Origin of the sequence: Paenibacillus validus NBRC 15382 (assembly GCF_004000985.1) — a bacterium.
Lineage (GTDB): Bacteria > Bacillota > Bacilli > Paenibacillales > NBRC-103111 > Paenibacillus_G > Paenibacillus_G validus.
This window is the reverse complement of sequence record NZ_BIMH01000049.1, coordinates 1-22,999: the sequence shown is the minus strand read 5'-3', so window position 1 is coordinate 22,999 and position 22,999 is coordinate 1. Positions and strand designations below refer to the sequence as shown.

Sequence of the window (22,999 nt, the reverse complement as noted above, 5' to 3'; positions counted from 1 at the left end):
TATAAAATTTAAATTATTAAAATAAATATATAAGTTTAAGTAAGTTTTGTTGACAATATTTTCATCTGCTACTACAATTGAATCATGAAAACGTTTTTAAACTGGGAGGTTATGTCATTTGAAGCTTAAAGGAAAAGTTGCGATTGTCACGGGTGGAGGGCAAGGCATCGGGAGAGCATTTTCCATGCGCTTGGCACAAGAAGGAGCTAAAGTTATTGTCGCCGACATTAATAAAGTAAATGCAAGTCATGTTGAAGAAGAGATTAAACGCGGCGGTCTGGAAGCCAAAGCGGTTTTTGTGGATGTCTCCAATGAACAAAGCACGCTTGATATGGCCAACGAAACGGTGGAGACCTATGGAAAGATAGATATTTTAGTCAATAATGCGGCGATTTTTTCAACGATAAAAATGAAAAAAATGGAGGAAATTACCGGGGGAGAATGGGATGCCATGATGAATGTAAATTTAAAAGGCGTCTTTTTATGCTCCAAAGCTGTTGTGCCGGTGATGAAAAAACAAAATAGCGGAAGGATCATTAATATTTCCTCAGCTGCGGTCTATCTGGGACGGACGGATTATATCCATTATGTTGCATCGAAGGCAGGCGTATTGGGATTCAGCGGATCTTTGGCCAGAGAAGTTGGCGAGTACAACATTACGGTAAATTCCATTACACCGGGACCTACCTATACGGAAATTCCGCGCGAAACGGTGAATGACGACCAAAAACAGCGCATGTTAAACATGCAATCGTTGAAACGATTGCAAGTACCGGACGATCTGGCGGGAACCGTTGTATTCTTGAGCTCGGACGATTCCTCGTTTATTACGGGTCAAGTTTTCAACATCGATGGCGGTATGAATATTCGTATTTAAATGAGCGTTTTACGAGAGGAGCAGGGACCGTTGATTGAGACAAATAAATCTTTAGAGGATTGGGAGAAGCTCAAGAGATCGATGCTGGATAAAGATTGGAATATGCTGATCGGAGGGCAACTGGTTAAGGCGCAAAACGGCGAAACCTATGAAACGGTTAATCCTGCAAATGGGGAAGCCTTGGCGAAAGTCCCGTTCGCCCAACAAAACGACGTTGAACATGCGGTTAAAGCTGCAAAACAGGCGTTCGAAACCTGGAAGCATGTACCGCCGATCGAACGTGGCAGGCTGATCCGTAAACTTGCCGATGAATTCCAGAAGAGAGCCGATGAGTTTGCAGTGCTTGACTCGGTAGATAGCGGAAATCCGGTTACGGCTATGCGCGGTGATGTATTTGCTTCCGCCTCCATGATGGAATACATGAGCGGATTGGCAAGCGAGATGAAAGGGGACACGTTCCCCTCCAGCCAAAATTGGCATTTGACGCGCAGGGAGCCGTATGGCGTGATTGGAAGGATCATTCCATACAACCATCCGATTATGTTCACGGCCACTAAAATCGTAGGTCCTTTAATTGCAGGAAATACGGTCGTGCTTAAAGCTCCGGATCAATGCCCGCTTTCATCCTTGCTTTTTGGGGAATTATGTCAGCAAATTTTGCCTCCGGGTACCGTAAATATTGTTAGTGGTGATGGCCGGACGACGGGCGACGCCATTGTACGTCACCCGGATATTAAAAGAATCGGGTTGATCGGCAGCGTTGAAACTGGAAAAACCATTCTCAAATCATCTGCAGAAGTTGGAATCAAGCATATATCGCTCGAGTTGGGCGGTAAAAATGCAATGATTGTATTCCCGGACGTTGATTTGGAAAGTGCGGCTAAAGCGGCGGTAAAGGGCATGAATTTTACATGGTGTCAAGGGCAATCCTGCGGATCGACATCAAGGCTATTCGTGCATGAGGATATATACGACCAATTTTTACCCAAGTTGAAGCATTATGTAGAGCAAATTAAAATCGGAAATCCGCTGGATCCTGAAACCGAAATGGGATGTTTGGTTTCCCGGAATCAGTACGATAAGGTTGTTTCTTATATTGATGCTGGACATCAACAAGGAGCCCGTCTTCTCATCGGGGGGAAAAGAGCCGAGGGAGATACCTTTGATAAAGGCCTGTTTATTTTGCCTACCGTATTTGAAGATGTAAATGAAAAGATGAGCATCTTCAATGAAGAAATATTCGGCCCCGTCCTCTCGGTGATCAAGTGGAATAATGTCGAAGATGCAGTTCGACAAATCAACAGTGTCCCTTATGGATTAACCGGTTCGATATGGACCCACGATATTCAAACCGCGCTCCGCATGGCGGAGAACATAGAATCCGGTTTCCTCTGGATAAACGGTAGTTCCTCCCATTACCTGGGGGTTCCGTATCAAGGTTACAAAAACAGCAGTATCGGTTCCGAGGAAGGCCTGGATGAAATATTGAGCTATACTCAGGTGAAAACGGTTAATATTGTGATGGAATAATGTGCTTCATGCTGCATGCTTAATCATATTCATTCAAATTTAGAAAGGAGAATGAAAATGGAAGTGGAAGAGTATATTGTTGCAGTGGATACGGGGGGGACGTTTACCGACTGTGTCATCGTGAATAGTAAGGGGCAGGTTACCGTCGGTAAAAGTCATTCGACCCCGCCGGATTTTTCGGAGGGGGTTCTCGAATCCGTTCGGGTCACGGCAGAAAAAATCGGATTGACGCTGGAGCAATTGCTGCCTCGTACGATACAGTTCATCCATGGTACAACGGTAACGACGAACGCTATGGTGGAAAGAAGAGGGGTCAAGGTCGGATTTCTAACCACAGTCGGGCATAAAGACGTTTTACATATGATGAGAATTATGGGCAGAACGGCAGGCATGCCGGTTCATCAGCTTCAATTATCCAAAACAAGCAAGCCTGAGGCCATTGTTCCCAAGCAGTTAATAGAAGAAGTTTACGAGCGCGTTGATTACAAGGGAAACGTGATAGCGCCGCTTGATCTCGAACATTCCCGTAAAGCTATACAGCGTCTTTTAGATCAAGATGTGAAAGCGATTGCAATATCCCTTCTCTGGTCCTTTAAAAACCCCGAGCATGAACAAATATTAAAGAAGCTTGTTAAAGAACTGGCTCCGGAAATGACGGTTTCCTTATCCAGTGAAATTGTACCTAAAATTGGCGAATATGAACGGAGCGCAACGACCGTTATTAACAGTTATACGTCACCCTTGTTGTCCGGATACGTGAATAAGCTTTATGAAGGGTTAAGCTCCAAAGGTTTAAAAACCCAGCTTCTAATTATGCAGTCCATCGGCGGTTTAATGCCGGCAAATGAAGCTGAGCGGTTGTCCGTTACGACTTTGATGTCCGGCCCCGCTGGCGGTGTAATGGGCGCCAAGTTTCTCGGCAATAAATATGGCCATGCCAACGTGATTTGTACGGATGTAGGCGGCACGACCTTTGACGTAGGGCTGGTCGTGAACGGGGAGCCGGTCATTTCGTCAACGACCGAGATGAATCAATATACGCTTTCTTTGCCTATGATCGACATTGTTTCCATTGGTGCGGGCGGAGGCAGTATTGCTAAGGTAGATGACGGGTCAACATTGCTTGTTGGTCCGGATAGCGCGGGGGCTAGACCAGGTCCGGTTTGCTATGGCAAAGGCGGAACGGAGCCTACCGTTACGGATGCGGATGTTGTCCTGGGATTCATTGATCCTGACTATTTCCTGGATGGAAAAGTAAAGCTGTACAAAGATAAAGCCGTTGAGGCCATAAGGGAAAAAATTGCGATACCGCTTGGCCTGTCCGTAGAGGACGCAGCTGCCGGTATTGTAGAAATCGCGAATTCCCATATGGCGGATCTCATTCGAAAAATGTCAATTGAACGCGGATACGACCCAAGGGATTTCATCATTTATCTCTATGGCGGAGCGGGACCTACGCATGGCACGGCATACGGCCGGGATCTTGGCGTAAAAGAAATGATCGTGCCTTTGGGTGAAACCGCCGCCGTATATTCCGCTTTCGGTATATCCAGCTCCGACATTTCACACGTCTATGAAATATCCGACCCGGCCGTAGCACCTTGGAACGTTAAACAAGTCCAAGATAATTTCCTCTATTTGGAGGATAAGGCGATAACCCAATTGTTGGAAGAGAATGTTAAGAACGAACATATCCGTTTAGACCGCTGGGTGGAAATGCGTTATAAGGGGCAAGTTCATCAAGTGGATGTGCCGTTTCCAAGCGGCGCCATTCATGAGCAAGCATTGTCGCAAGTGGTTGTAGAATTTGAATCCCGTTACGAGACCTTGTATGGAAAAGGCTCTGCCTTTAAAGAGGGCGGCATTGAACTCGTGAGTTACCGGGTTAATGCCTATGGAAAACTTCCGAAGCCGTCGCTTGAAGCTAAAACAGCGAATGAGGCTGAGCAGCAGCTCGTAATAACCAACCGTTCTGTTTACTGGAAGGAATTAGGCGGATACAGGGATACAACCATATATCGCGGTAACCTTGCAAGTTATAAGGATTTGATTGCAGGTCCGTCTGTAATCGAACTTCCTACTACGACCATTCCCGTCTATCCAGGCCAAACTGTTCAAGTCGATTCGTTAGGCAGCCTCATTATTCATAATTCGGTTGAATGAAGTTGTTCAAATAACAGAACGGCAAGGAGGGTATGCAATGTCAAAATTCACCATGGATTTCAAAAAAGCATCTGACTTGAAAATTTCTGCGAAAACCCCGATTTATGAAAAACAAAGCGCCCATGAGGTTGATCCGATTACCTACCAGGTTGTTTTTCATAAACTGTGGCAAATCGCCGATGAACAGGAAAAAACGATCCAGAAAATTTCCGGCTCGCCGATTGCCACCGATGCACACGATTTTAACGTGATGATTTCCGACAGCTACGGTGAAATTGTTGTACTTGGCACAGGTGTCGTCATGCTAGGCAGTGTTATGGATTCCGTTGTCAAATGGATTTTAGAGAACCGCTCGGAAAATCCGGGAATTGAAGACGGAGACATTTTCCTTTGCAACGATCCTTGGGTCGGGGCGCTCCATCAAAATGACATGGCTATGATCGCTCCCATTTTCGTGGATGGCAAATTATTCGCTTGGACCGGTTCGACGATCCACCAAGTCGATGTAGGCGGGGTTAATCCGGGAAGTTTCTGTATCGACGCCAATGATTTATATGCGGAAGGTCAACCTTGGCCACCGATCAAAATCGTTAAAAAAGGGGAGATTCAGTCCGATATCGAAGATTTATGGATGCGGCAAACACGCGCCCCTGCGCTGTTGGCCATTGACTTGCGGGCCCATATCGCTTCCATTAACATTGTAAAATCCCGTTTGCTGAAGCTGGTTGAACGCTACGGCGCAGATACGGTGAAGAGCGTTATGGAGAAGTCGTTGGATTATGCGGAACTTCGTCTTCGCAATCGGTTAAAGGAATTACCGGATGGCACATTCAGGCATGTGGATTTTCACGATGTAGCGCAGAAGGGCGATCGCGGTGTGTATAAGATTGCTCTAACGATGACGAAAGATAATGACCGATTGATATTCGATTTTTCGGAAACCGATCCTCAAATAGGAGTCATTAACGCTACACTGATTTCTGGCACGGCCGGAGCGGTCCTGCAGGCGGTTCTGCAGCTTTTGTGCAATGATATCCCTTGGTCTGTGGGCGGAATTAAGCGCGTGTTTACGGTGGAAGCCAAACCGGGCACCATCCTGAGTGCGCAGCATCCTGCCGGGGTTAGCATGGGGGCGACAGGCTCAGCTTGGCTGGCCGGAAACTGTGCGAATATTACGATTTCCAAGCTGCTGATGGGGCATCCGGAGCATAAAGAAAGACTGGTAGCCGGAACAGCGGGATCTTGGGTCACGGTTATACCGATGGGCCTTGATCAATACGGCAACCCGTTCTTGACCATGATTATGGATGCCATGGCAGGCGGATTTGGAGCACGCAGTTTCGGCGACGGTGTAGATACGGGAGGTTTACTCTGCACACCAAGCGGACAGTGTCCAAACGTGGAGAGCAATGAGCTGTTCTTCCCCATTCTTTATTTGTACCGGCGGGAAAAAACGGACTCCGGCGGCCCGGGGAAATATCGGGGCGGCCTGGGTGCGGAGCTTTGCTGGATTCCGCATGACACGGAACAAATGTTACTGACCGTCAGTTCATTCGGTGCAGCCATTCCGAATTCCGCCGGAATTTCGGGCGGGTATCCTTCGAATACCGTACAAGTTAAAATGATGCGTGATACGAATATTCACCAGCTGCTAAGTCAAAGTTTGATTCCGCAAGATTTTGCGGAGATGGAAGGGAAACTGGAAATCTGGCAGCCTAAAACAGATGCGGTTCAACAAAAAAACGATGTGTTCTACTTTTGCTTCCAGGGCGGCGGGGGCTACGGCGATCCTTTGGACCGGGAACCGGACAAAGTTAGCGAGGATGTTCTGGAAAACAGAGTCAGTCAGCAGGTTGCCTATGATGTGTATGGTGTGCTGCTTGATGGAAACGGAAAACTGGATGAACCGGCAACGGAAGAGCGCCGTCAACAAATTCGCCAAGCAAGACTGGCTTGATAGGGAAAGGGGACGATCCAACATGGCCTTGATTTTAAGCGAATATTTGCAAGTAACGAATGAGGGTAACCGGCATATCCAATGTCGCAAATGCGCCCACAATATCAGTTCTGTTGATAAAAACTATAAGCTTTACACGGTGATGAAAGAAGAATCGGTTCAAACGGCAAATCCCCAAAATGTCGATTCCCGTCAATATGTGGATAAGGATATGGTTTTTCGCCGGTTTTTTTGCCCCAATTGTGCGACCCAATTAGAAACGGAAGTGAATGTGAAGGGAGAACCCCCCGTCTGGGATATCCACATTAAAATCTGAAAACCGAAGAGACGCATCGCTTGCTGGCAATCAGAAGGGCTGTCCCAAAACGGACAGCCCCTTTGCTGTTTCCTGATTCGTTTACGACGACCATCGTACCGTTCGGAAAGCCGATCCAACCGCCGAAGGCTGGCGTATACCAGACCACCTGGTCGAAAACTCATCCTGTATTGATGCGCGAATGTGATGCACACACCTCCTAGTCCTGTGAAGCCTGTTCATCGTAAGCGATGCGTACCTGTGCGATTACATCGCGATAACGTTCTGCCCAAGTAGTAAGCGTCAACAAAGAGTCATAGAGCTCGCATGCTATGTCTGTAGCAATATATTCAACTTTTGGCGGGATCGTTGGATAGACTTTTCGAACAATCAATCCATCGCGCTCCAAGTTGAATGTTCCAACAACTTCCGCGAAAAGCTGGGTTACCGGACCGAAGAAAAGCTGCGGAAATTTTGTACAACTATGCGATATGCGAGAACGGCAAGTTTGCCTATGTGCACAAATTCAAGGCTGCGCTGCTTTATTGATCGCCGGAGAAGCGCTTGTTTCCAAAGCAGGGAGAGACGCAATGAACGAACCCGGAGTATGGGAATATAAAGAAAATATTCTAATATATCGCTTTTGCACTTTATCAAGTGAAGTTCCTATGCTACAATTTTAACATTCCGATGGGAACAGTCGAAAATGAAGCGAAGAGGTGTTTAACCTATGACGCAAAGGGATGAATCGATCGTTCATGAACGTTTTACGCTGCCGGCCGGTCAGCTCGATACCGGAGAGCCGCTGTATATTCGCGGGGACGTCAGGCTGGCGGCAGGGGGACAGACGGCACCGAAGCCGGTCCTGCTGATATGCCACGGCTTCAAAGGATTTAAGGACTGGGGATTCTTCCCTTACGCCGCCTCGCGGTTCGCGGAACGCAATTACTATGTCGTTACGTTTAATTTCTCGTGCAATGGCGTGAACGAGACCGATTTCGATGAGCTGGATAAATTCGCAGTCAACACGTACTCCAGGGAGCAAGCCGATCTGGAGACGCTGCTTCAGGCGCTGCGGGAGAGGAAGCTGCCGCTGGCCGATCATGCCGACTTGCAGCGCCTGATACTGCTCGGCCATAGCAAGGGTGGAGGGACAAGCATTATTTTTGCAGCCGAGCACCCGGAGGTCCAAGCGGTGGTCACCTGGAACGGCATCGGGAAAACCGATTTGTTCGACGACGCGTTCAAAGCACAAATTGCCGAGCAAGGCGTAGCGTACGTCGCCAATGTCAGAACGAAGCAGGAAATGCCGATACGTGCGTCCTTCTATGAGGACCTGCGGGCGAACGGCGATCGCTTCGACATTGCCCAAAGATTGGCAGGCCTCCACATTCCGGTGCTTCAAGTGCAGGGTGATCAGGACTCCCCCCGTCTCAAGGCCGGGTTCGAGCTGCTGCGTTCGGCGGCGCCGCAGCACCGCGACCGGATCGTCACGATCGAAGGCGGCACGCATACGTTCGGTGCCGTGCATCCCTTTCGGACGACGACGCCGGAGCTGGAAGGCGCGATCCATGCGACGATTCAGTTTATGGATGATGCAACGAAACTGAACCGTCCTTAAATACCGAAGCGGCCTTGGTCCTAAATTCCATTGGACTGAGGCCGTTTAGTTTTGCCTGTAATCGCTATAGTTTGAAAAATTTGAATTGACAAAAAAACGGATAAATTCTATAATTTAATTAATCCAATTGAATTAATAGGATTTGACCGGGACACCGGATTATCCATTCTCTCAGAGAGAATGGATTTTTTTATTTCTAAATAATAAAGGATTAAATTTATCAACTATCATTTAACATTTTAAATCAAGGAGGATGTAAACATGAGTCGAATTGCAGGTCCTAGGTTTGGAATTTGGACACCGGTTTATGGAACATGGGGGGCTACGACACATCCGGAGGACCCCTTTGACGCTTCTTGGGAAAGAGCTAAGCAGCTGGTGCTGTCCGCCGAAAAGCTCGGCTACGATTCAACTCTTATAGCCCAGCATATCGTCAATCCGTACGGACATGAAATTGATATTTTGGAGACCTGGACCGCAGCCGCTGGTCTTGCCTCATTAACCTCAAACATTGAAATTATCGCCGCGATAAAGCCAACGCTCTTCCACCCGGTGGTGCTCGCCAAGCAAGCTCTCGGCATCGAAGAGATCAGCAGCGGCCGGTTCTCGATCAATGTGGTCAATGCTTGGTATAAACCGGAGCTGCTCCAATCGGGCATTCCATTTGCCGAACATGACGAGCGTTATATTTACGGAACCGAATGGCTCACGATCGTCCGTTCGCTGCTGACCGGGGAGAAAACCAGCTTTGAAGGCAAGTACTTCCACGTTGATGGAATTGAATTGAACCCGGGACCGAAAACAAGGCATCGTCCTACCATCTATGTGGGAGGAGAGTCGGAGCCGGCGAGAGATTTGGCTGCGGGACTGGGAGACGTCTGGTTTATTAATGGGCAGCCGCTTGAGAATGTCGAGGGGCTCATCCGTTCCGTTGCCAGGCGGAAACGGGAAGGCGTCCCCGTCCGCTTTGGGCTGTCCGCTTTTGTCATTGCGCGTGAGACGGAGGAGGAAGCACAGGCCGAGCTGGCTAAAGCTTGGGAATATGCAAAGGCCGACGAGCATCTGAATGAACAGCTCTTCGGACATGCGGACCAGAAAGCAGTTATGTTTCAAACGATTGCCAAGTATCCGGCTATAGGTACGAACGGGGGCACGGCAGCGGGGCTAGTCGGTTCTTATGACCAGGTAGCCGAGCGGATCGCAGCGTTTCATGAGATTGGCATCGAACTGTTTATGCTGCAGTTCCAACCGTTTGAAGCCGAGATGGAGCGCTTTGCAAGGGAGATTTTCCCGCGTGTTCGCAGCTTGAACCCGGTCGCACTTTAACGGGGACTGGAAAAACGATTTTTTGTAACCTACGGCACTTAATTTCAATTAGAAAATATGAGCTCGAAGAATTGACAGGTTGACGGAGACGGTGTTAGCATCATTATAACGCAGTTAGTTTATCGGAATTATTTTAATTCGTTCTGATAAGCTTGCTTGTCGATACAAAATGACATCATAGTAGGAGTGTGGGATTCGTGTCCAATGTCGTTATTATTTCTGGAAGTACTTCAAGCACATCCCGCTTGAATGGAGTTTTGCAGCAAGTTGAAGCATTGCTGCACGATCACAAGGTTGAACGAATTGATGTAAGAAGCCTGCCGCCCGAGGATTTGATCTACACCAAATTCGACAGTCCGGCTATTATTGAAGCCAATAGACTCATCGAGCAGGCGGATGCGGTTGTGGTAGCGACTCCCATCTATAAGGCGTCTTATACCGGCGTGCTAAAAACGTTCCTTGACCTGATTCCGCAAAAGGGGCTTCAGGGAAAGGTGATTTTGCCTATTGCGATAGGAGGAACAATTGCTCATTTATTGGCTATTGATTATGCTTTAAAGCCGGTGCTTTCCTCATTGGGCGCTAACAATCAGCTTCAAGGCGTTTATGCCCAGGACGTGCAGGTGAATCGGGCTGAGGATGGAAGCTTTGAACTGACGGAAGAATTGCATCAACGGCTTCAGGAATCCGTTCAACAATTCGAAAAGGAAATACAGGCGCTCCTGCAGAAATCCCCGGTTTGAATGCCGACAGTGCGTGCCACAACGATAAGCGTGCAATCCACAGATGTGGTTGCGCGCTTTTGTTTGGTTATCGACCTGTTAGATTTTCAATATTTTCTAACGGTTTAGGCTAAGCTGTAAGAAAATACGAAGATCCTGTAAGAAACCAGTTAGATAGATGTTTTATTTTAATAAAAGGTCACACATAAAAATTAAATGTAAGCGGTATCATCTTGAGGCCTGGAAGCGCAGTTTGTAAATTCAGACTTGGGAGGGAAAACCAGTGAAGTTTATTTATGTGAATATCATGCCTTACCGGGATTTACCCGAGGACTTTGTGCAAAATCATGAAAGTGTTTGGGTGACCATACCGAGCGAATTGTATGACGCCGAAAAAGGTCATTTGATGTTTAACGAATATGTGGACCAATATGAGATTGCTGTCGACGCAGGCTTTGATGCGGTTGGTTTCAATGAACACCACGGCAATGCCTACGGACTGGATAACTCTCCGAACATTATGGCGGCTATGCTGGCGAGAAAAGTTCGCCAAACGGAAAAAACATGTATTGTGCTCATTGGCGATAGTATTGCTCTGTACAATCCCCCCATCCGCGTGGCTGAAGAACTGGCTATGCTGGATAACATTACGGGAGGGCGTGTCGTGGCAGGTTTTCCGGCCGGAACCTCCATGGACACCAACTACGTATACGGCATTCCCCCTGCTGAATTAAGACCCCGGTTCTATGAAGCGCTCGACCTCATTAAACAGGCGTGGACGCGAAGTGAAGTTTTCCCTTTCAACGGCAAATATACGCAGCTCAAGCACGTCAACCTGTGGCCTCGCCCTTATCAAAAGCCGCATCCGCCGATCTGGCTTCCCGGGAGCGGGAGTGTAGAAACATGGGATTACTGTGCCAAGAACGATCTTCCTTACTATTATCTCAGTTATAGCGGATATGCGACGGCGAAGAAATTTATGGATGGTTTCTGGGAGCATCGTCAGAAGCTTGGGAAAGATTTGAATCCTTATTGGGCCGGATTTAATCAGGTGATTCTAGTTTCCGAAACCGATGAACGGGCTCAGCAGGACTATGAAGAGCATCTTCGCTACATGCTGAGAACACTCATGCACATTCCGGCTAAATATGCGGAAGCTCCAGGATACCGTACCGCTAGAAGTGTAGCCGAAAGCTTGGTGAGTCAGTTCGCTTTACATGGTAAGAGCAGATACTCGACAAAAACTGATTTTGACTGGAAGCAGATTGTTGAAGCGGGCAACGTCATAGCCGGTTCCCCTGCGACCGTTCGCGACAGGCTTAGAGAAATGATTAAATCGCTTCGCGTGGGTAATATTACGGCGCATCTGAATATCGGCTCCATGCCGCATCATTTAGCCGTTAAAAATATTGAGCTGTTTTCGAAAGAAGTCATGCCGTATTTGCATGATATTTGGGATGATCAATGGCCTGTTGTCGGATGGCCGGAAGTTGCGAACAACCGTTTAAATCATGCGGGCCTGGCCCAAAATTCCGTTTAAGGGGGAGTCATATCATGTCGTCACCTGAACTGCTGACCATCCAGCTGCGCAAAGGCGCGCAAGCGAAAGTTCTCGTTGCCGGGGAAGGCAAGCCCGTCATCTTCCTGCATGGAGCGGGGGGGTTGAAATGGGATGTTTATTTAGAGGAATTAGCGAAAGAATATAAAGTTTACGCTCCTTACTTCCCGGGAACAGGGGGGGCTACAAGCTGTAATGAACTTGATCTTCGGAATTTGTGGGATGTCGTGCTTTATTACTTTGATTTGATTGATTTGTTAGGGATCGAGAATGTGGATATCATCGGTCATTCCTTCGGGGGCATGCTGGCTGCAGAATTGGCGGCAACCGACTCGAGACGAGTCCAGAATCTGCTGCTGCTTTGCGCAGCGGGATTGTGGGACGAAGAGATTGAGAAGAGATCTGCCTCCATGGAAGGCGATTTAAATTCCAAATTATTTTACGATAATGAATCTCCGCTCGCCCAAGCCCATTTTGCTTTACCGGAGGATGCGGATAAACGTTTGGAGGTACTGATTGATCAGCAAGTCGTTATGGCGGAAGCTTCCCGGTTCCTGTGGCCGCTGCCGGACAAAGGTCTTCGCCGTCGTCTGCATCGGATACGAGCCCAGACTTGTATTGTTTGGGGGAAGCAGGATGCCATTCTTCCAGTCGATTATGCGTATGTGTTTCAGAAGGAAATTTTGGGCGCAACCGTTGAAGTTTTAGATCAAACCTCGCATTTTCCGCAATTAGAGCAACTGGACGATGTATTGGAAACGACCTTCTCCTTGCTCACTCCGGATCCGGTGGCGAAGCAATAGCCGGCCAGGGCGGTTGGTGCGCGCCGTAAACCGATGAGGGAGGGAAGTCATGCAAGATTTCAAGGGAAAAGTTGCATTCATTACCGGAGGAGGCAGCGGAGTCGCTTTAGGGCAAGCTAAAGTCTTCGCCAAAGCCGGTATGAAGGTGGTCATCGCCGATATCCGTCAGGATCATCTGGATCAGGCGATGGCCTATTTCGAACAAACGGATGCACAGGTGCATCCCATTCGATTGGATATTACGGACCGTAAGGCGATGGCCGAGGCGGCCGACGAGACGGAACGCGTATTCGGTCCGGTGCAGCTGTTGTGCAATACGGCAGGAGTCAGTATTTTCGGTCCGATGCAGCAGGCGACTTACGAAGATTGGGACTGGATTATGAATGTCAATGTCGGCGGCGTCATCAACGGTATCCAGACCTTCGTCCCGAGAATGATCGAATACGGCAAGGGCGGACATATTGTGAATACGGCATCGATGTCAGGCTTTACCCCCATGACCGGTACCGGTGTATATTGCACGTCAAAGTTTGCCGTGCGGGGATTGACCGAGTCTCTCCGTATAGATCTTGAGCCGCATCATATCGGGGTATCGGTGCTGTGCCCGGGGGCGGTGAATTCGAATATTCACGAGGCGGTGCGCACGCGTCCGCAGCATCTCGCCAATACCGGCTACTACCATGAGGATGAAGAGATCATGAAGGGGCTGAAGGCGGTCATCGAGCCCGGTCTGGACCCTGTCATCCTGGCGGAGAAGGTGCTGGAGGCAATCCGGAACAATGAGCTTTATATTATTCCCTATGCGGAATTCAGAGAGCCGTTGATTGAACTGCATAACCGTGTACTTTCGGTTCTGCCCGATCCGAAGGATGACCCGGATATGATGAAGCGCGTCGAGGCCATTCAAAAGAGCAGAAGCCCACAACGTCAGGACGCCGGATGACCCGGAGCTTGCAGCGGGTACGTATTCATTTGTTCACCATTCAAGAGCGGCGAATAAAGGATACGGACCTAAAGTCCTTGTAACAGAATGATTCCGGCCACCGTCCAGCATTCGCCATGAGGAAAGATGTGAATGGGTCGTGTGGCCGGATGCCTATACGGCATTGATGTAAGCGCTGCCAACTAGCGCGGCATTCCCGCAAGCAACGCGCCTGTCGGTCACGGTTCTTGACTTACCGATATGAATGAATGAAAGGAGCCTGAATATAATGGCTGCAGCCCCGCGGTTGATTGATACCGATTTACACAATGATTTAGCCGGTCCCCGAGAACTTCTTCCTTTTTTACCCAAAGAGTGGCATCAGCAATGGCTGGAACAAGGAATAGGCGTCGGAGGAAAATCCTGGAGTGCCGTCGGCTATATACGGAAAGACGTTAAGCCGGAAAAAGGCGGCTACCCCGGAAGCGACCCGGAGTTTGTTCTCAAGGACCATATGGACAGATACGGCTTTGATTATGCGATCTTAACCGGAAACGCCTCCATGATCGGCATTTCCTTAAATTATGATCCGGACTATGCCAATGCGGTCGCGTCTGCTCATAACGATTGGCAGAACGAAGTCTGGTTGAAAGCGAGTCCCCGGTACAAAGGGTCGATTCTGATCAACCATGCCGATCCGGACGCTGCAGTCCGGGAAATTGAACGGCTGGCCGGCCATCCGGATATCGTACAAGTCATGATGTGCAGCGCGTCGCGGACTTTGTTCGGACAAAGATTTTATCATCCGATTTATGAAGCCGCCGAAAGGCACGGGCTGCCAGTGGCCATTCATCCGGGGAATGAAGGACTTGGCCCCACCTACCCTCCCACGCCTTCCGGATACCCGACTCGTTATATGGAATGGCAAAATATTATTCCGATCAACTATATGTCGCAAGTGAACAGCCTGGTCTGCGAAGGCGTATTCGAAAAGTTTCCAAAGCTGAAATTCGTCGCCATTGAAGGGGGCATTTCCTGGCTTCCGCATCTGATGTGGCGGATGGATAAAAACTACAAAGCACTGCGGGATACGGTGCCCTGGTTGAAGAAGCTCCCGTCCGAATACATCAAAGAACATGTGTTATTAACGACGCAGCCGATCGAGGAGCCGACCCAACCCCAGCATCTGGTGGATATTATTAACATGTGCGGGGCTGAAGACATGGTCATGTTCTCTTCCGACTATCCGCATTGGGATTTCGATAATCCGAAAATGGCACTTGCCTCGTTCCCAAGAGAGTTAAGAGAAAAAATCGCCGCCAAAACCGCAATGGATGTGTACGGTCTGAAGGAAGTCGTGGAAGGTGCCGGCATTGGGGGAGTCGCCGGATGACCAGACACGCGGTTGCCAAAGTCGCCGACCTGCGGGAGAAGGGGCGACACCTTGTAGAGGTCAAAGGCATGGAGCTTGGAATTTTCATGGTGGACGGTCAATATTATGCATGGCGCAATGTATGTCCGCATGCGGCAGCGCCGGTTTGCGTAGGCAAGGTTTGCGGGACGCGTCTTCCATCGATGGTGTATGATTACGAGTTCGGGCGCGATCAGGAAATATTGCGCTGTCCGTGGCACGGATGGGAATTTGATCTCAAAACCGGACGACATCTTGTCGATACGGACACCAAGCTGAGAGGGTTTGCCGTGGAAGTGGAGGATGAGGACATTTATGTGGTTATGCCGTAAGGTCGGGTTGGAACAAGGAACGTTATCTATGGATAAGGAGCGTGTTCGATATGATAGAGGGAGCAAAAGCAAGCACCGCCACGCGCGTGGTGCAAAAGAACAATGAGAGTCCCGTGCGTGAGGTGGAAACGGATATTTGCGTTGTAGGCAGCGGAATCGCGGGCATTTCCGCCGCACTGGAAGCTGCGCGGCTCGGGCGTAAAGTGACGCTGGTCGACGGGCTTCCGGCCCTTGGCGGTCAGGCTGTAAACTCGATCATCGGCACCTTCTGCGGTCTTTTCTCGAGCGGCAAGAAGGGCTATCAGTTCACCCATGGAATCGCAGACGATATACTGCGTGAGCTCGGCGCTGTCGGCGGGGTCCGCTTTCACTGGGAATCGACGAATGCGGTCATGTATGACGAGATCGCCTTATCCCGCTGGATCGAGGAGGCAGTGAGCGCTGCCGGCATCACCGTCGTTCTCGGCGCCATACTTAGGGGAGCGAACCGTGAAGGAAGGCGCATTACCTCGATTGAGCTGACTACGCGATACGGAGACGTGCGCGTTACTGCAAACGGCTTTGTCGATGCGACGGGAGACGCAGCGCTGGCGTGGCATGCCGGGCTTCCTTGCCGGGAAGCGGCCGAGGTTGCGGTTTACGGTTCCCAGATGATGGTGGTCGAGGGGATCGACGAAAAGAACTATCCGGGATTTGGCGTCATTGGCGCAAGACTGAAAGAAAGAGCCGACGATTACGGAATCGTCCGTAAGGACGGCTTTGCTATACCGTTCCCGGGGAAGGGAACCGCGTTGGTCAATATGAACCATGTGGAAACGCCGCTTGAACCGGTGGCCGCTTCCATGAAAGCTATCGAGGGGAAAACAGAGGCGGACAAAGCGTTGAACTTCTTGAAAGGTGAGTTTCCGCTTTGCTTCGGCAAAGCACGCGTCCGCAGCTACGGGTTTGCCGGAATTCGCCAGACGCGTTGGATTGTCGGCAGCAAGCAGTTGACGGTTGAAGAGGTGCGCGCCGGCACGCGTTTTCCGGACGCAATTGCGCGTACGGCATGGCCGGTTGAACTGCATAGTCATGCGGAAGGCTATATTTGGGAGCCTTACCCCGATGACCACGTTCACTACGTGCCCCTGGGGAGCTTGACGCCTCCGGATGTCGATAACCTGGTTGCGGCTGGACGCTGCATCGATGGAGACGTTGCCGCCCTCTCGAGCGTACGCGTAATGGGACCCTGCATTGCGATGGGAGCGGCTGCGGCTAACGCATTGGATCTTGCAGGAACTGGCAGCGTCCATCAAATCGACATCGCCGCCCTGCAAGAGCGGCTGAAGGATAATCTGGAACGCACCGACAACCCGTGGATGGAACCGATCGCACTATAAGAACGGAGGATGAGATTATGAGATTAACGGACGAAGAAAAGTTTATGCTGGATGGCCGGGAGGGGCCGGCCGTGCAGAAGTCGATGGATTTATTGGTTCGCTACGGCGAGGCTTTGGGAGCGGAGAAGCTGATCCATACCAACAATGTGAGCACTGCGGTAACCATTGCGGGTCCGCTGATGTCGAATTATGCACGCCAGCACGGATTCGACGCCGCCTTTTCCGAATTCAACCTGGACAGTCAGGAGCCCGTCGAGATTCCCATGGTCAAGACCCATTCCTGCCAGCTTATTTCCGGGATGGATACGGAATACTGGGAAGCGCTGGGCGCTCCCTCCGAGCAAGTGAAGCTGACGAAGGAGAACGAAGCGTACAACGCAGGACTCGGCATCCAGCTGATGAGTACATGTACGCCCTACCAGATCGGCAATGTGCCGGTGAAGGGAGAGCATTGCGCCTGGATGGAGTCCTCGGCGGTGGTGTACATCAACTCCATTCTCGGAGCGCGCACCAATTGCGAAGGCAGGGAAAGCACGGCGGCTGCGATGTTCACGGGACGGATTCCGTACTGGGGATATCATATCGACGAAAACAGGCTGGGCACGGATCTGGTGGAAGTCGAATGGGAAGTCGAGAGCATGACCGATTGGGGGCTGCTCGGCTACTATGTCGGCGAAGTCATCGGTGATCGGGTGCCCGTCCTGAAAGGGATCCGGCATGTGCCGAATTCCTACCGCGTCAAGCATTTTGGAGCTGCGGCCGCTTCATCGGGCGGCGTAGAAATGTATCATATCCCGGGCATTACGGCGGAAGCCCGCACCATAGAAGAAGCGTTCGGAACGAATAAGCCGCAGTTCAGCTTCAAGTTCGGCAAGGCGGAACGGCAGCAAATGTACGACAACCTGAACGTTTCCGCCAAAGATACGAACGTGGACTTCATCATGCTCGGCTGTCCGCACGCATCCATCGAGCAAATTTGGGAAATCTGCAAGCTGCTGAAAGGGAAGCGGATCAACAGCGGAACGAAATTGTGGATCTTCACGCCGAGGGCGCTCCGGCAGTTGGCGGACAAGAATGGATACACCCAAATTATTACCGATGCCGGCGGTCTCTTGATGAGCGATACGTGTCCGGCAATCAGCCAAATGCTGCCGCCGGGAACGAAGGTTGTGGCGACGGATTCGGCGAAGCAGGCGCACTACCTGCCGGCAATCACCGGCGTACAGACGTGGTTTGGATCGCTTGAGGACTGTATCCATGCGGCTGTCACCGGCAAGTGGAGCGGGGGGCTGCGATGAAGAAAATTGTACTGCACGGGAGGAAAATCGTCGGCGGCTGCGCGGAAGGGGAGGCTCTGGTCACCCACGATTCGATCTCGGGATGGGGCGGAGTCAATCCGATGACCGGTAAGATTGTGGAAGTGCGCCACGAACTAAGCGGCCAAAGCTTTGCTGATAAGGTGCTTGTCTTTCCGGGTGCCAAAGGTTCATCCGGATGGTCCGGCATTTTCCATAGCACGCGGCTGGTCGGAACCGCTCCCAAGGCGATGCTCTTCAATACGATGACGACGAAGGTCGCCCTGGGAGCCGTGGTGACGCATGCACCGGCTATGACCGACCTGGATGAGGATCCGCTCAAGATCATTGAAACCGGCGATTGGGTCAAGGTGGACGCCGATAACGGCATTGTGGAAATAACCAAGAAGAGCTAGGACTTCTTGTCTTGTTTCGTAGAGATAAGCACCGCAGCTTCACTGTGCTTCTATTCCAACTACATATTTGAACAAATATTCATGCAGGTTCGACGGAGCTGATCAACCAACGCTTACGAAGAAAGAGGGACTGTTCAAATGAGAAAGAAGTCAGGTATGGCCAAGTTATTGTATCTCAGCGTCGCCCTTTGTTTACTATTCTCTGTCATCATTTCCGGTTGCGATGCATCGGACAATTCAGATAAGGATGCGAAAGCGACGAATGCTCCGGCGAATTCTGCGAATCCGGCGGCTACGGGGCCGACACCGGGCGGCACCGTGAAGTTTATTATGTCGAGCACCGCGACAAATATCGGTTTTCCAGCCACAGATGCAGCCTCGTTTACGCTATACTACAACAGGCCTGCGCTTGAATCGCTGGGCCGTTATGATGGAACAGGCAAGATGACGCCGTTTCTTGCGGAAAGCTGGCAAAGCGATTCGAAGGCGAAGACGATTACGTTTAAAATCAAGCAGGGCATCAAATTCCAGGACGGTACGGATTTTAACGCGGAAGCGGTAAAGTGGAACATCGAGCAGTACGTGGCCGCCAAGCGTCCTGAAGTAAAAGGCATACAATCGATTCAAGTGATCGACGCGAGCACGGTGCAGCTGAACCTGGCTTCCTGGGATATCGGCTTGCTGGACTCTATTGCCTATTTCGTATTGATGGTATCGCCGGCAGCCGTGGAAAAGAACGGCAAAGACTGGGCGGTCAGTCATCCGGTCGGCACGGGTCCTTTCAACTTTGTCAGCTGGGAGAAAGATGTTTCGATCAAGTTTAAGAAAAATGAAAATTATTGGCAAAAGGGTAAGCCTTATCTTGATGCTATCGAATACTCCTTCATTTATGACCTTAACACGGCGGGCAATGTGTTTAAATCCGGGGGCGCCGATGTGATCACCCAAATGACCGCGGAGACGACGCTTGAGCTTGAGAAATTAGGGAAATCGACCATGCAAAACAATGCGAAGATCTATGGCCGGATTGGCTTGGGATTAATGTTCGACAGCGGCAACCCGAATTCCCCGTTAAAAGAGCTGAAGGTCAGGCAGGCTGTCATGCATGCGGTGGATACCAAGGCCATTATCAAATCAGTGTTAAGAGGATTAGCCGAAGAGACCAACCAATATTATGATTCAACCGCCCAGTTTTACAATCCGGATGTGAAGGGCTACCCCTACGATCCGGAGAAAGCGAAGCAATTGCTGGCGGAGGCGGGGTATGCGAACGGCTTCAAGACGAAGATCACGACGATACCTTCCTATGAAAATTTAGTGACAGCCGTTCAAAGCTACCTGGCCAAGGTAGGCATCGATGTGCAAGTGGTTACGATGGACGTATCGAAGCTTATCGCTTTGACAGCTGGTACGTGGGACGGGATGACGGTTTATATCAGAACGCTGCAGCCTAACGCTCCGACCTTAATCTACCGCAATTTCGGCCAGGACGCCGCCTATTTCTCCAAAAACATCATCCATCCGGAAAGCTTAAACAAGCTGCTGAAGGACGCCATAGACGCGCCGGATGCCGAAGCATCCAGAAAAGCAGTGTTGGACATGCAAAAAGTCCTCCATGATGACCATGCGATGTATTTCCCGATGGCAAGTCCGATAAGTTCGATCTTCATGAATCCGAAGGTCCAAAACCTGGGGATGTTCAAAACGAACGGGTACGATTGGGCTCCTGAGGAAGTGTGGGTACAAAAATAAATCGTATGTTGAAAAAGGGAGTGTTGGAATGAGAAAGAGGTCAGAAATGACCAGGTTTATATACTTCAGCTTTGCCGCTTGTCTGTTTATTACTGTAATACTGAGCGGATGCAGCAAAGAGCCTGCGATTCAAGAAGCTTCGAAGGAACCGACGAATACAGGGCCGACGCCAGGCGGCACGTTGAAAGTTATTGTGCTCGATAATGTCACCAATCTGGGGTATCCGGCTGAACAACGGGTATCGTCGAGTCTGTACTTTGTTCAGCCGGTATTGGAAACGCTTGGCCGCTATAATGATAAAGCGATCATGACACCATGGCTTGCGGATAGCTGGCAAGCCGATCCGCAAGCGAAGACCCTTACGTTCAAATTAAAGAGCGGCATCAAATTCCAGGACGATACCGACTTTAACGCAGAAGCGGTGAAGTGGAATATCGAAGAGTACCAGAAAGCCAAACGTCCCGAGGTCAACGGCATCCAATCGATGGATGTGATCGATGCCCACACGTTGAGGCTGAATCTTGCGCAATGGGATAACAATCTGCTTGAATCGATTGCCTATTACGTCAAGATGGCATCCCCGACGGCGATTACGAAAAACGGAAAAGACTGGGCCATTAAAAACCCGGTCGGCACGGGTCCCTTCAAGTTAGTCAGCTGGGAACGCGATATTTCGGTCAAGTTTAAAAAGAACGAAAATTACTGGCAGAAGGGCAAGCCTTATTTGGACGGCATTGAGTATTCCCTCATCTATGACCGGAATACGGCGGCCAATGCTTTTAAGACGGGGGGCGGCGACGTCCTGACGCAAATGAGCGCCGAAACTTATTTGGAGCTGGAGAAGACGGGGAAATACGTGATCCGTACGAATGAGAACATTACTGGCCCCTTGGGTGTAGGACTGATGTTCGACAGCGCCAATCCGAATTCCCCGTTCGCGGATGTCAAGGTCAGGCAGGCGGTCATGTATGCCGTGGACTCCAAGGCCATTATCGGTTCGGTGCTTCGCGGGATGGCCTTGGCTACCAACCAGTGGAATAATGCCTCTTCCCAGTTCTACAACCCGGATGTGAAAGGATTCGCATACGATCCGGAGAAAGCGAAACAATTGCTGGCGGAGGCCGGTTATCCGAACGGCTTCAAGACGAAGATCACCACAGACGCATCCAGAGCCGAGGTCATGACGGCCGTTCAAAGCTATCTAGCCAAGGTGGGCATTGAAGTTGAACTGGTTACGGTGGACGCCGCGAAGTGGAGCGCGATGATTGCGGATAAGTGGGACGGGATGATTCTGTTCTATAGAGCGCTCGCGCCGAATATCTCGATCCATATGAACCGGATCATCAGCAAAGACGGCTCGCTGTACGCCAAGCACATCATCCATCCGGATAAGGTAGAGCAGCTGCTTGCCGAAGCAAGGACAGCGACGGATGCCGGAGCCTCGAAAAAAGCAGTGCTGGAGCTGCAAAAAGTGATTTTCGATGAATATGCCATCGGGTTTCCGCTTCTCAGTCTCGTAAGCGGTATGGCCATTTCCCCCCACGTGCAAAACATCGATTTCGATAAAACGAATGCGTTCGACTGGAACCCGGAGGGCGTGTGGTTGAAGAAGTAGCCGGTACAATGAGGGTAAGCCATGCTTCCGACTTACCCTCGTTATCGTTAATCTTGAGCGAGGGAGGCGTCCATTAATGGCAACATTTATCCTAAGAAGGCTTCTGCAGACCGTCATTGTTCTGCTCATTGTAACGATGCTTGTTTTCCTGATCATGCAGCTGCTTCCCGGTGACCCGGCCCGCATCATGCTGGGCAGCGAGGCTACCCAGGAGCAGATCGATCTGCTGCGGGAGGAAATGGGACTGGATCAGCCGCTGCCGGTTCAATATCTTCACTGGCTCGGCAATGTGCTCCAAGGAGACTTGGGCAAATCTTTATACTATAAAGACGCGGTGACCGGTACGATCGCCACCCGTCTGCCGATCACGCTGCAGCTCGGGATTTATTCGCTGCTGCTGGCGTTGCTCATCGGTATTCCCGCAGGGGTGATCGCCGCCGTCAAGCGCGGGTCGGCATGGGATTCCGCCGTTCTCCTGATTTCCAATTCCGGGATTTCGATTCCCAGCTTCTGGCTCGCGATCCTGGGCGTGTATTTGTTCAGCATGCAGCTTGGATGGCTGCCGGTTCAAGGCTATGTATCGCCATGGGAAGACTTTGGCGAAAGCGTCAAGCATATGCTGATGCCTATTTTTGTTCTAGCGCTGGCGTCTTTGGCATCGATTGCCCGCCAGACCCGTTCGGCGATGCTGGAGGTCATCCGGCAGGATTATATTCGAACTGCCCGTTCCAAGGGTTCGAAGGAACGGCTGGTCATCGTGAAGCATGCCTTGCGCAATGCGCTGATCCCGATCATTACCCTGCTTGGCTTGCAGCTCGGACATATCGTCGGGGGGATGGTATTTATTGAATCGGTATTTAACATCCCCGGGATGGGAAGGCTTATCGTTCAATCCATTCTTAATCAAGATTTCATCGTCGTTCAAGGCTGCGTATTGGTTATTGCCGCGATCGTCGCTCTGGTGAATCTGATTGTGGATATTACCTACAGCTACGTGGATCCGCGGATTCATTACGAATAAAGGA

Annotated in this window: 20 protein-coding genes; 19 read left to right on the top strand and 1 reads right to left on the bottom strand. The window is 50.3% G+C overall.

Annotated features, from left to right (window positions below):
* Positions 1 to 118: 118 nt before the first annotated feature.
* From PVA01S_RS22250 to PVA01S_RS26810, 5 genes are read left to right on the top strand one after another with little or no spacing between them, the layout of a single operon-like run.
* The gene (locus PVA01S_RS22250) at positions 119 to 877 is read left to right on the top strand and encodes an SDR family NAD(P)-dependent oxidoreductase (protein WP_127609642.1); all 759 of its coding nucleotides are present in this window, start codon (positions 119 to 121) and stop codon (positions 875 to 877) included.
* 30 nt (positions 878 to 907) lie between these two features.
* Positions 908 to 2,407 (top strand): aldehyde dehydrogenase family protein, encoded by a 1,500-nt coding sequence (locus tag PVA01S_RS22245; RefSeq protein WP_201318898.1) that lies wholly within the window; start codon positions 908 to 910, stop codon positions 2,405 to 2,407.
* Between the two features lie 57 nt (positions 2,408 to 2,464).
* A complete protein-coding gene (locus PVA01S_RS22240) occupies positions 2,465 to 4,570 on the top strand; it encodes a hydantoinase/oxoprolinase family protein (protein ID WP_164751934.1) in 2,106 nt (701 codons plus the stop codon).
* A 37-nt stretch (positions 4,571 to 4,607) separates the two neighbouring features.
* A complete protein-coding gene (locus tag PVA01S_RS22235; RefSeq protein WP_127609638.1) occupies positions 4,608 to 6,527 on the top strand; it encodes a hydantoinase B/oxoprolinase family protein in 1,920 nt (639 codons plus the stop codon).
* Between the two features lie 22 nt (positions 6,528 to 6,549).
* Complete coding sequence (locus tag PVA01S_RS26810; protein ID WP_164751933.1) at positions 6,550 to 6,843, top strand: acetone carboxylase subunit gamma; 294 nt, start codon at positions 6,550 to 6,552, stop codon at positions 6,841 to 6,843.
* A gap of 199 nt (positions 6,844 to 7,042) precedes the next feature.
* On the opposite strand, the gene PVA01S_RS27790 is transcribed toward PVA01S_RS26810, so the two are convergent.
* Positions 7,043 to 7,231 (bottom strand): winged helix-turn-helix transcriptional regulator, encoded by a 189-nt coding sequence (locus PVA01S_RS27790; RefSeq protein ID WP_218029657.1) that lies wholly within the window; start codon positions 7,229 to 7,231, stop codon positions 7,043 to 7,045.
* 321 nt (positions 7,232 to 7,552) lie between these two features.
* Between PVA01S_RS27790 and PVA01S_RS22220 the strand changes: the two genes are divergently transcribed.
* The 14 genes from PVA01S_RS22220 (at position 7,553) to PVA01S_RS22155 (ending at position 22,995) form a co-directional block, all read left to right on the top strand.
* Positions 7,553 to 8,443 carry an alpha/beta hydrolase gene (locus tag PVA01S_RS22220; protein ID WP_127609634.1) on the top strand — a complete coding sequence of 297 codons (891 nt, stop codon included), beginning with the start codon at positions 7,553 to 7,555 and terminating at the stop codon, positions 8,441 to 8,443.
* Positions 8,444 to 8,704: 261 nt separating this feature from the next.
* Entirely contained in the window at positions 8,705 to 9,769 is a 1,065-nt protein-coding gene (locus tag PVA01S_RS22215) for an LLM class flavin-dependent oxidoreductase (RefSeq protein WP_054798867.1), read from the top strand.
* Positions 9,770 to 9,966: 197 nt separating this feature from the next.
* Positions 9,967 to 10,512: an NADPH-dependent FMN reductase gene (gene ssuE, locus PVA01S_RS22210; protein ID WP_127609632.1), complete on the top strand. Its 546-nt coding sequence runs from the start codon at positions 9,967 to 9,969 to the stop codon at positions 10,510 to 10,512.
* Between the two features lie 262 nt (positions 10,513 to 10,774).
* On the top strand, positions 10,775 to 12,031 hold the full coding sequence (locus PVA01S_RS22205) for an LLM class flavin-dependent oxidoreductase (protein WP_127609630.1): 1,257 nt from the start codon (positions 10,775 to 10,777) through the stop codon (positions 12,029 to 12,031).
* Positions 12,032 to 12,045: 14 nt separating this feature from the next.
* Positions 12,046 to 12,852: an alpha/beta fold hydrolase gene (locus PVA01S_RS22200; RefSeq protein WP_054795328.1), complete on the top strand. Its 807-nt coding sequence runs from the start codon at positions 12,046 to 12,048 to the stop codon at positions 12,850 to 12,852.
* A 49-nt stretch (positions 12,853 to 12,901) separates the two neighbouring features.
* Positions 12,902 to 13,795 carry an SDR family NAD(P)-dependent oxidoreductase gene (locus PVA01S_RS22195; RefSeq protein WP_054795329.1) on the top strand — a complete coding sequence of 298 codons (894 nt, stop codon included), beginning with the start codon at positions 12,902 to 12,904 and terminating at the stop codon, positions 13,793 to 13,795.
* Between the two features lie 268 nt (positions 13,796 to 14,063).
* The gene (locus tag PVA01S_RS22190; protein WP_127609626.1) at positions 14,064 to 15,167 is read left to right on the top strand and encodes an amidohydrolase family protein; all 1,104 of its coding nucleotides are present in this window, start codon (positions 14,064 to 14,066) and stop codon (positions 15,165 to 15,167) included.
* Positions 15,164 to 15,517, top strand: a complete 354-nt coding sequence (locus PVA01S_RS22185; protein WP_127609624.1) for a Rieske (2Fe-2S) protein — start codon at positions 15,164 to 15,166, stop codon at positions 15,515 to 15,517. The genes PVA01S_RS22190 and PVA01S_RS22185 overlap by 4 nt, the downstream gene beginning before the upstream one ends.
* Positions 15,518 to 15,567: 50 nt before the next feature.
* Positions 15,568 to 16,896 carry an FAD-dependent oxidoreductase gene (locus PVA01S_RS22180; protein WP_127609622.1) on the top strand — a complete coding sequence of 443 codons (1,329 nt, stop codon included), beginning with the start codon at positions 15,568 to 15,570 and terminating at the stop codon, positions 16,894 to 16,896.
* Positions 16,897 to 16,913: 17 nt separating this feature from the next.
* Positions 16,914 to 18,194, top strand: a complete 1,281-nt coding sequence (locus PVA01S_RS22175; protein WP_054798871.1) for an aconitase X — start codon at positions 16,914 to 16,916, stop codon at positions 18,192 to 18,194.
* Positions 18,191 to 18,607 (top strand): aconitase X swivel domain-containing protein, encoded by a 417-nt coding sequence (locus PVA01S_RS22170; protein WP_054795331.1) that lies wholly within the window; start codon positions 18,191 to 18,193, stop codon positions 18,605 to 18,607. The genes PVA01S_RS22175 and PVA01S_RS22170 overlap by 4 nt, the downstream gene beginning before the upstream one ends.
* Before the next feature lie 138 nt (positions 18,608 to 18,745).
* Complete coding sequence (locus PVA01S_RS22165) at positions 18,746 to 20,359, top strand: ABC transporter substrate-binding protein (protein WP_127609620.1); 1,614 nt, start codon at positions 18,746 to 18,748, stop codon at positions 20,357 to 20,359.
* Positions 20,360 to 20,405: 46 nt separating this feature from the next.
* A complete protein-coding gene (locus tag PVA01S_RS22160; RefSeq protein ID WP_164751932.1) occupies positions 20,406 to 21,974 on the top strand; it encodes an ABC transporter substrate-binding protein in 1,569 nt (522 codons plus the stop codon).
* 76 nt (positions 21,975 to 22,050) lie between these two features.
* Positions 22,051 to 22,995 carry an ABC transporter permease gene (locus PVA01S_RS22155; RefSeq protein ID WP_127609616.1) on the top strand — a complete coding sequence of 315 codons (945 nt, stop codon included), beginning with the start codon at positions 22,051 to 22,053 and terminating at the stop codon, positions 22,993 to 22,995.
* The last annotated feature ends 4 nt before the right edge of the window (positions 22,996 to 22,999 follow it).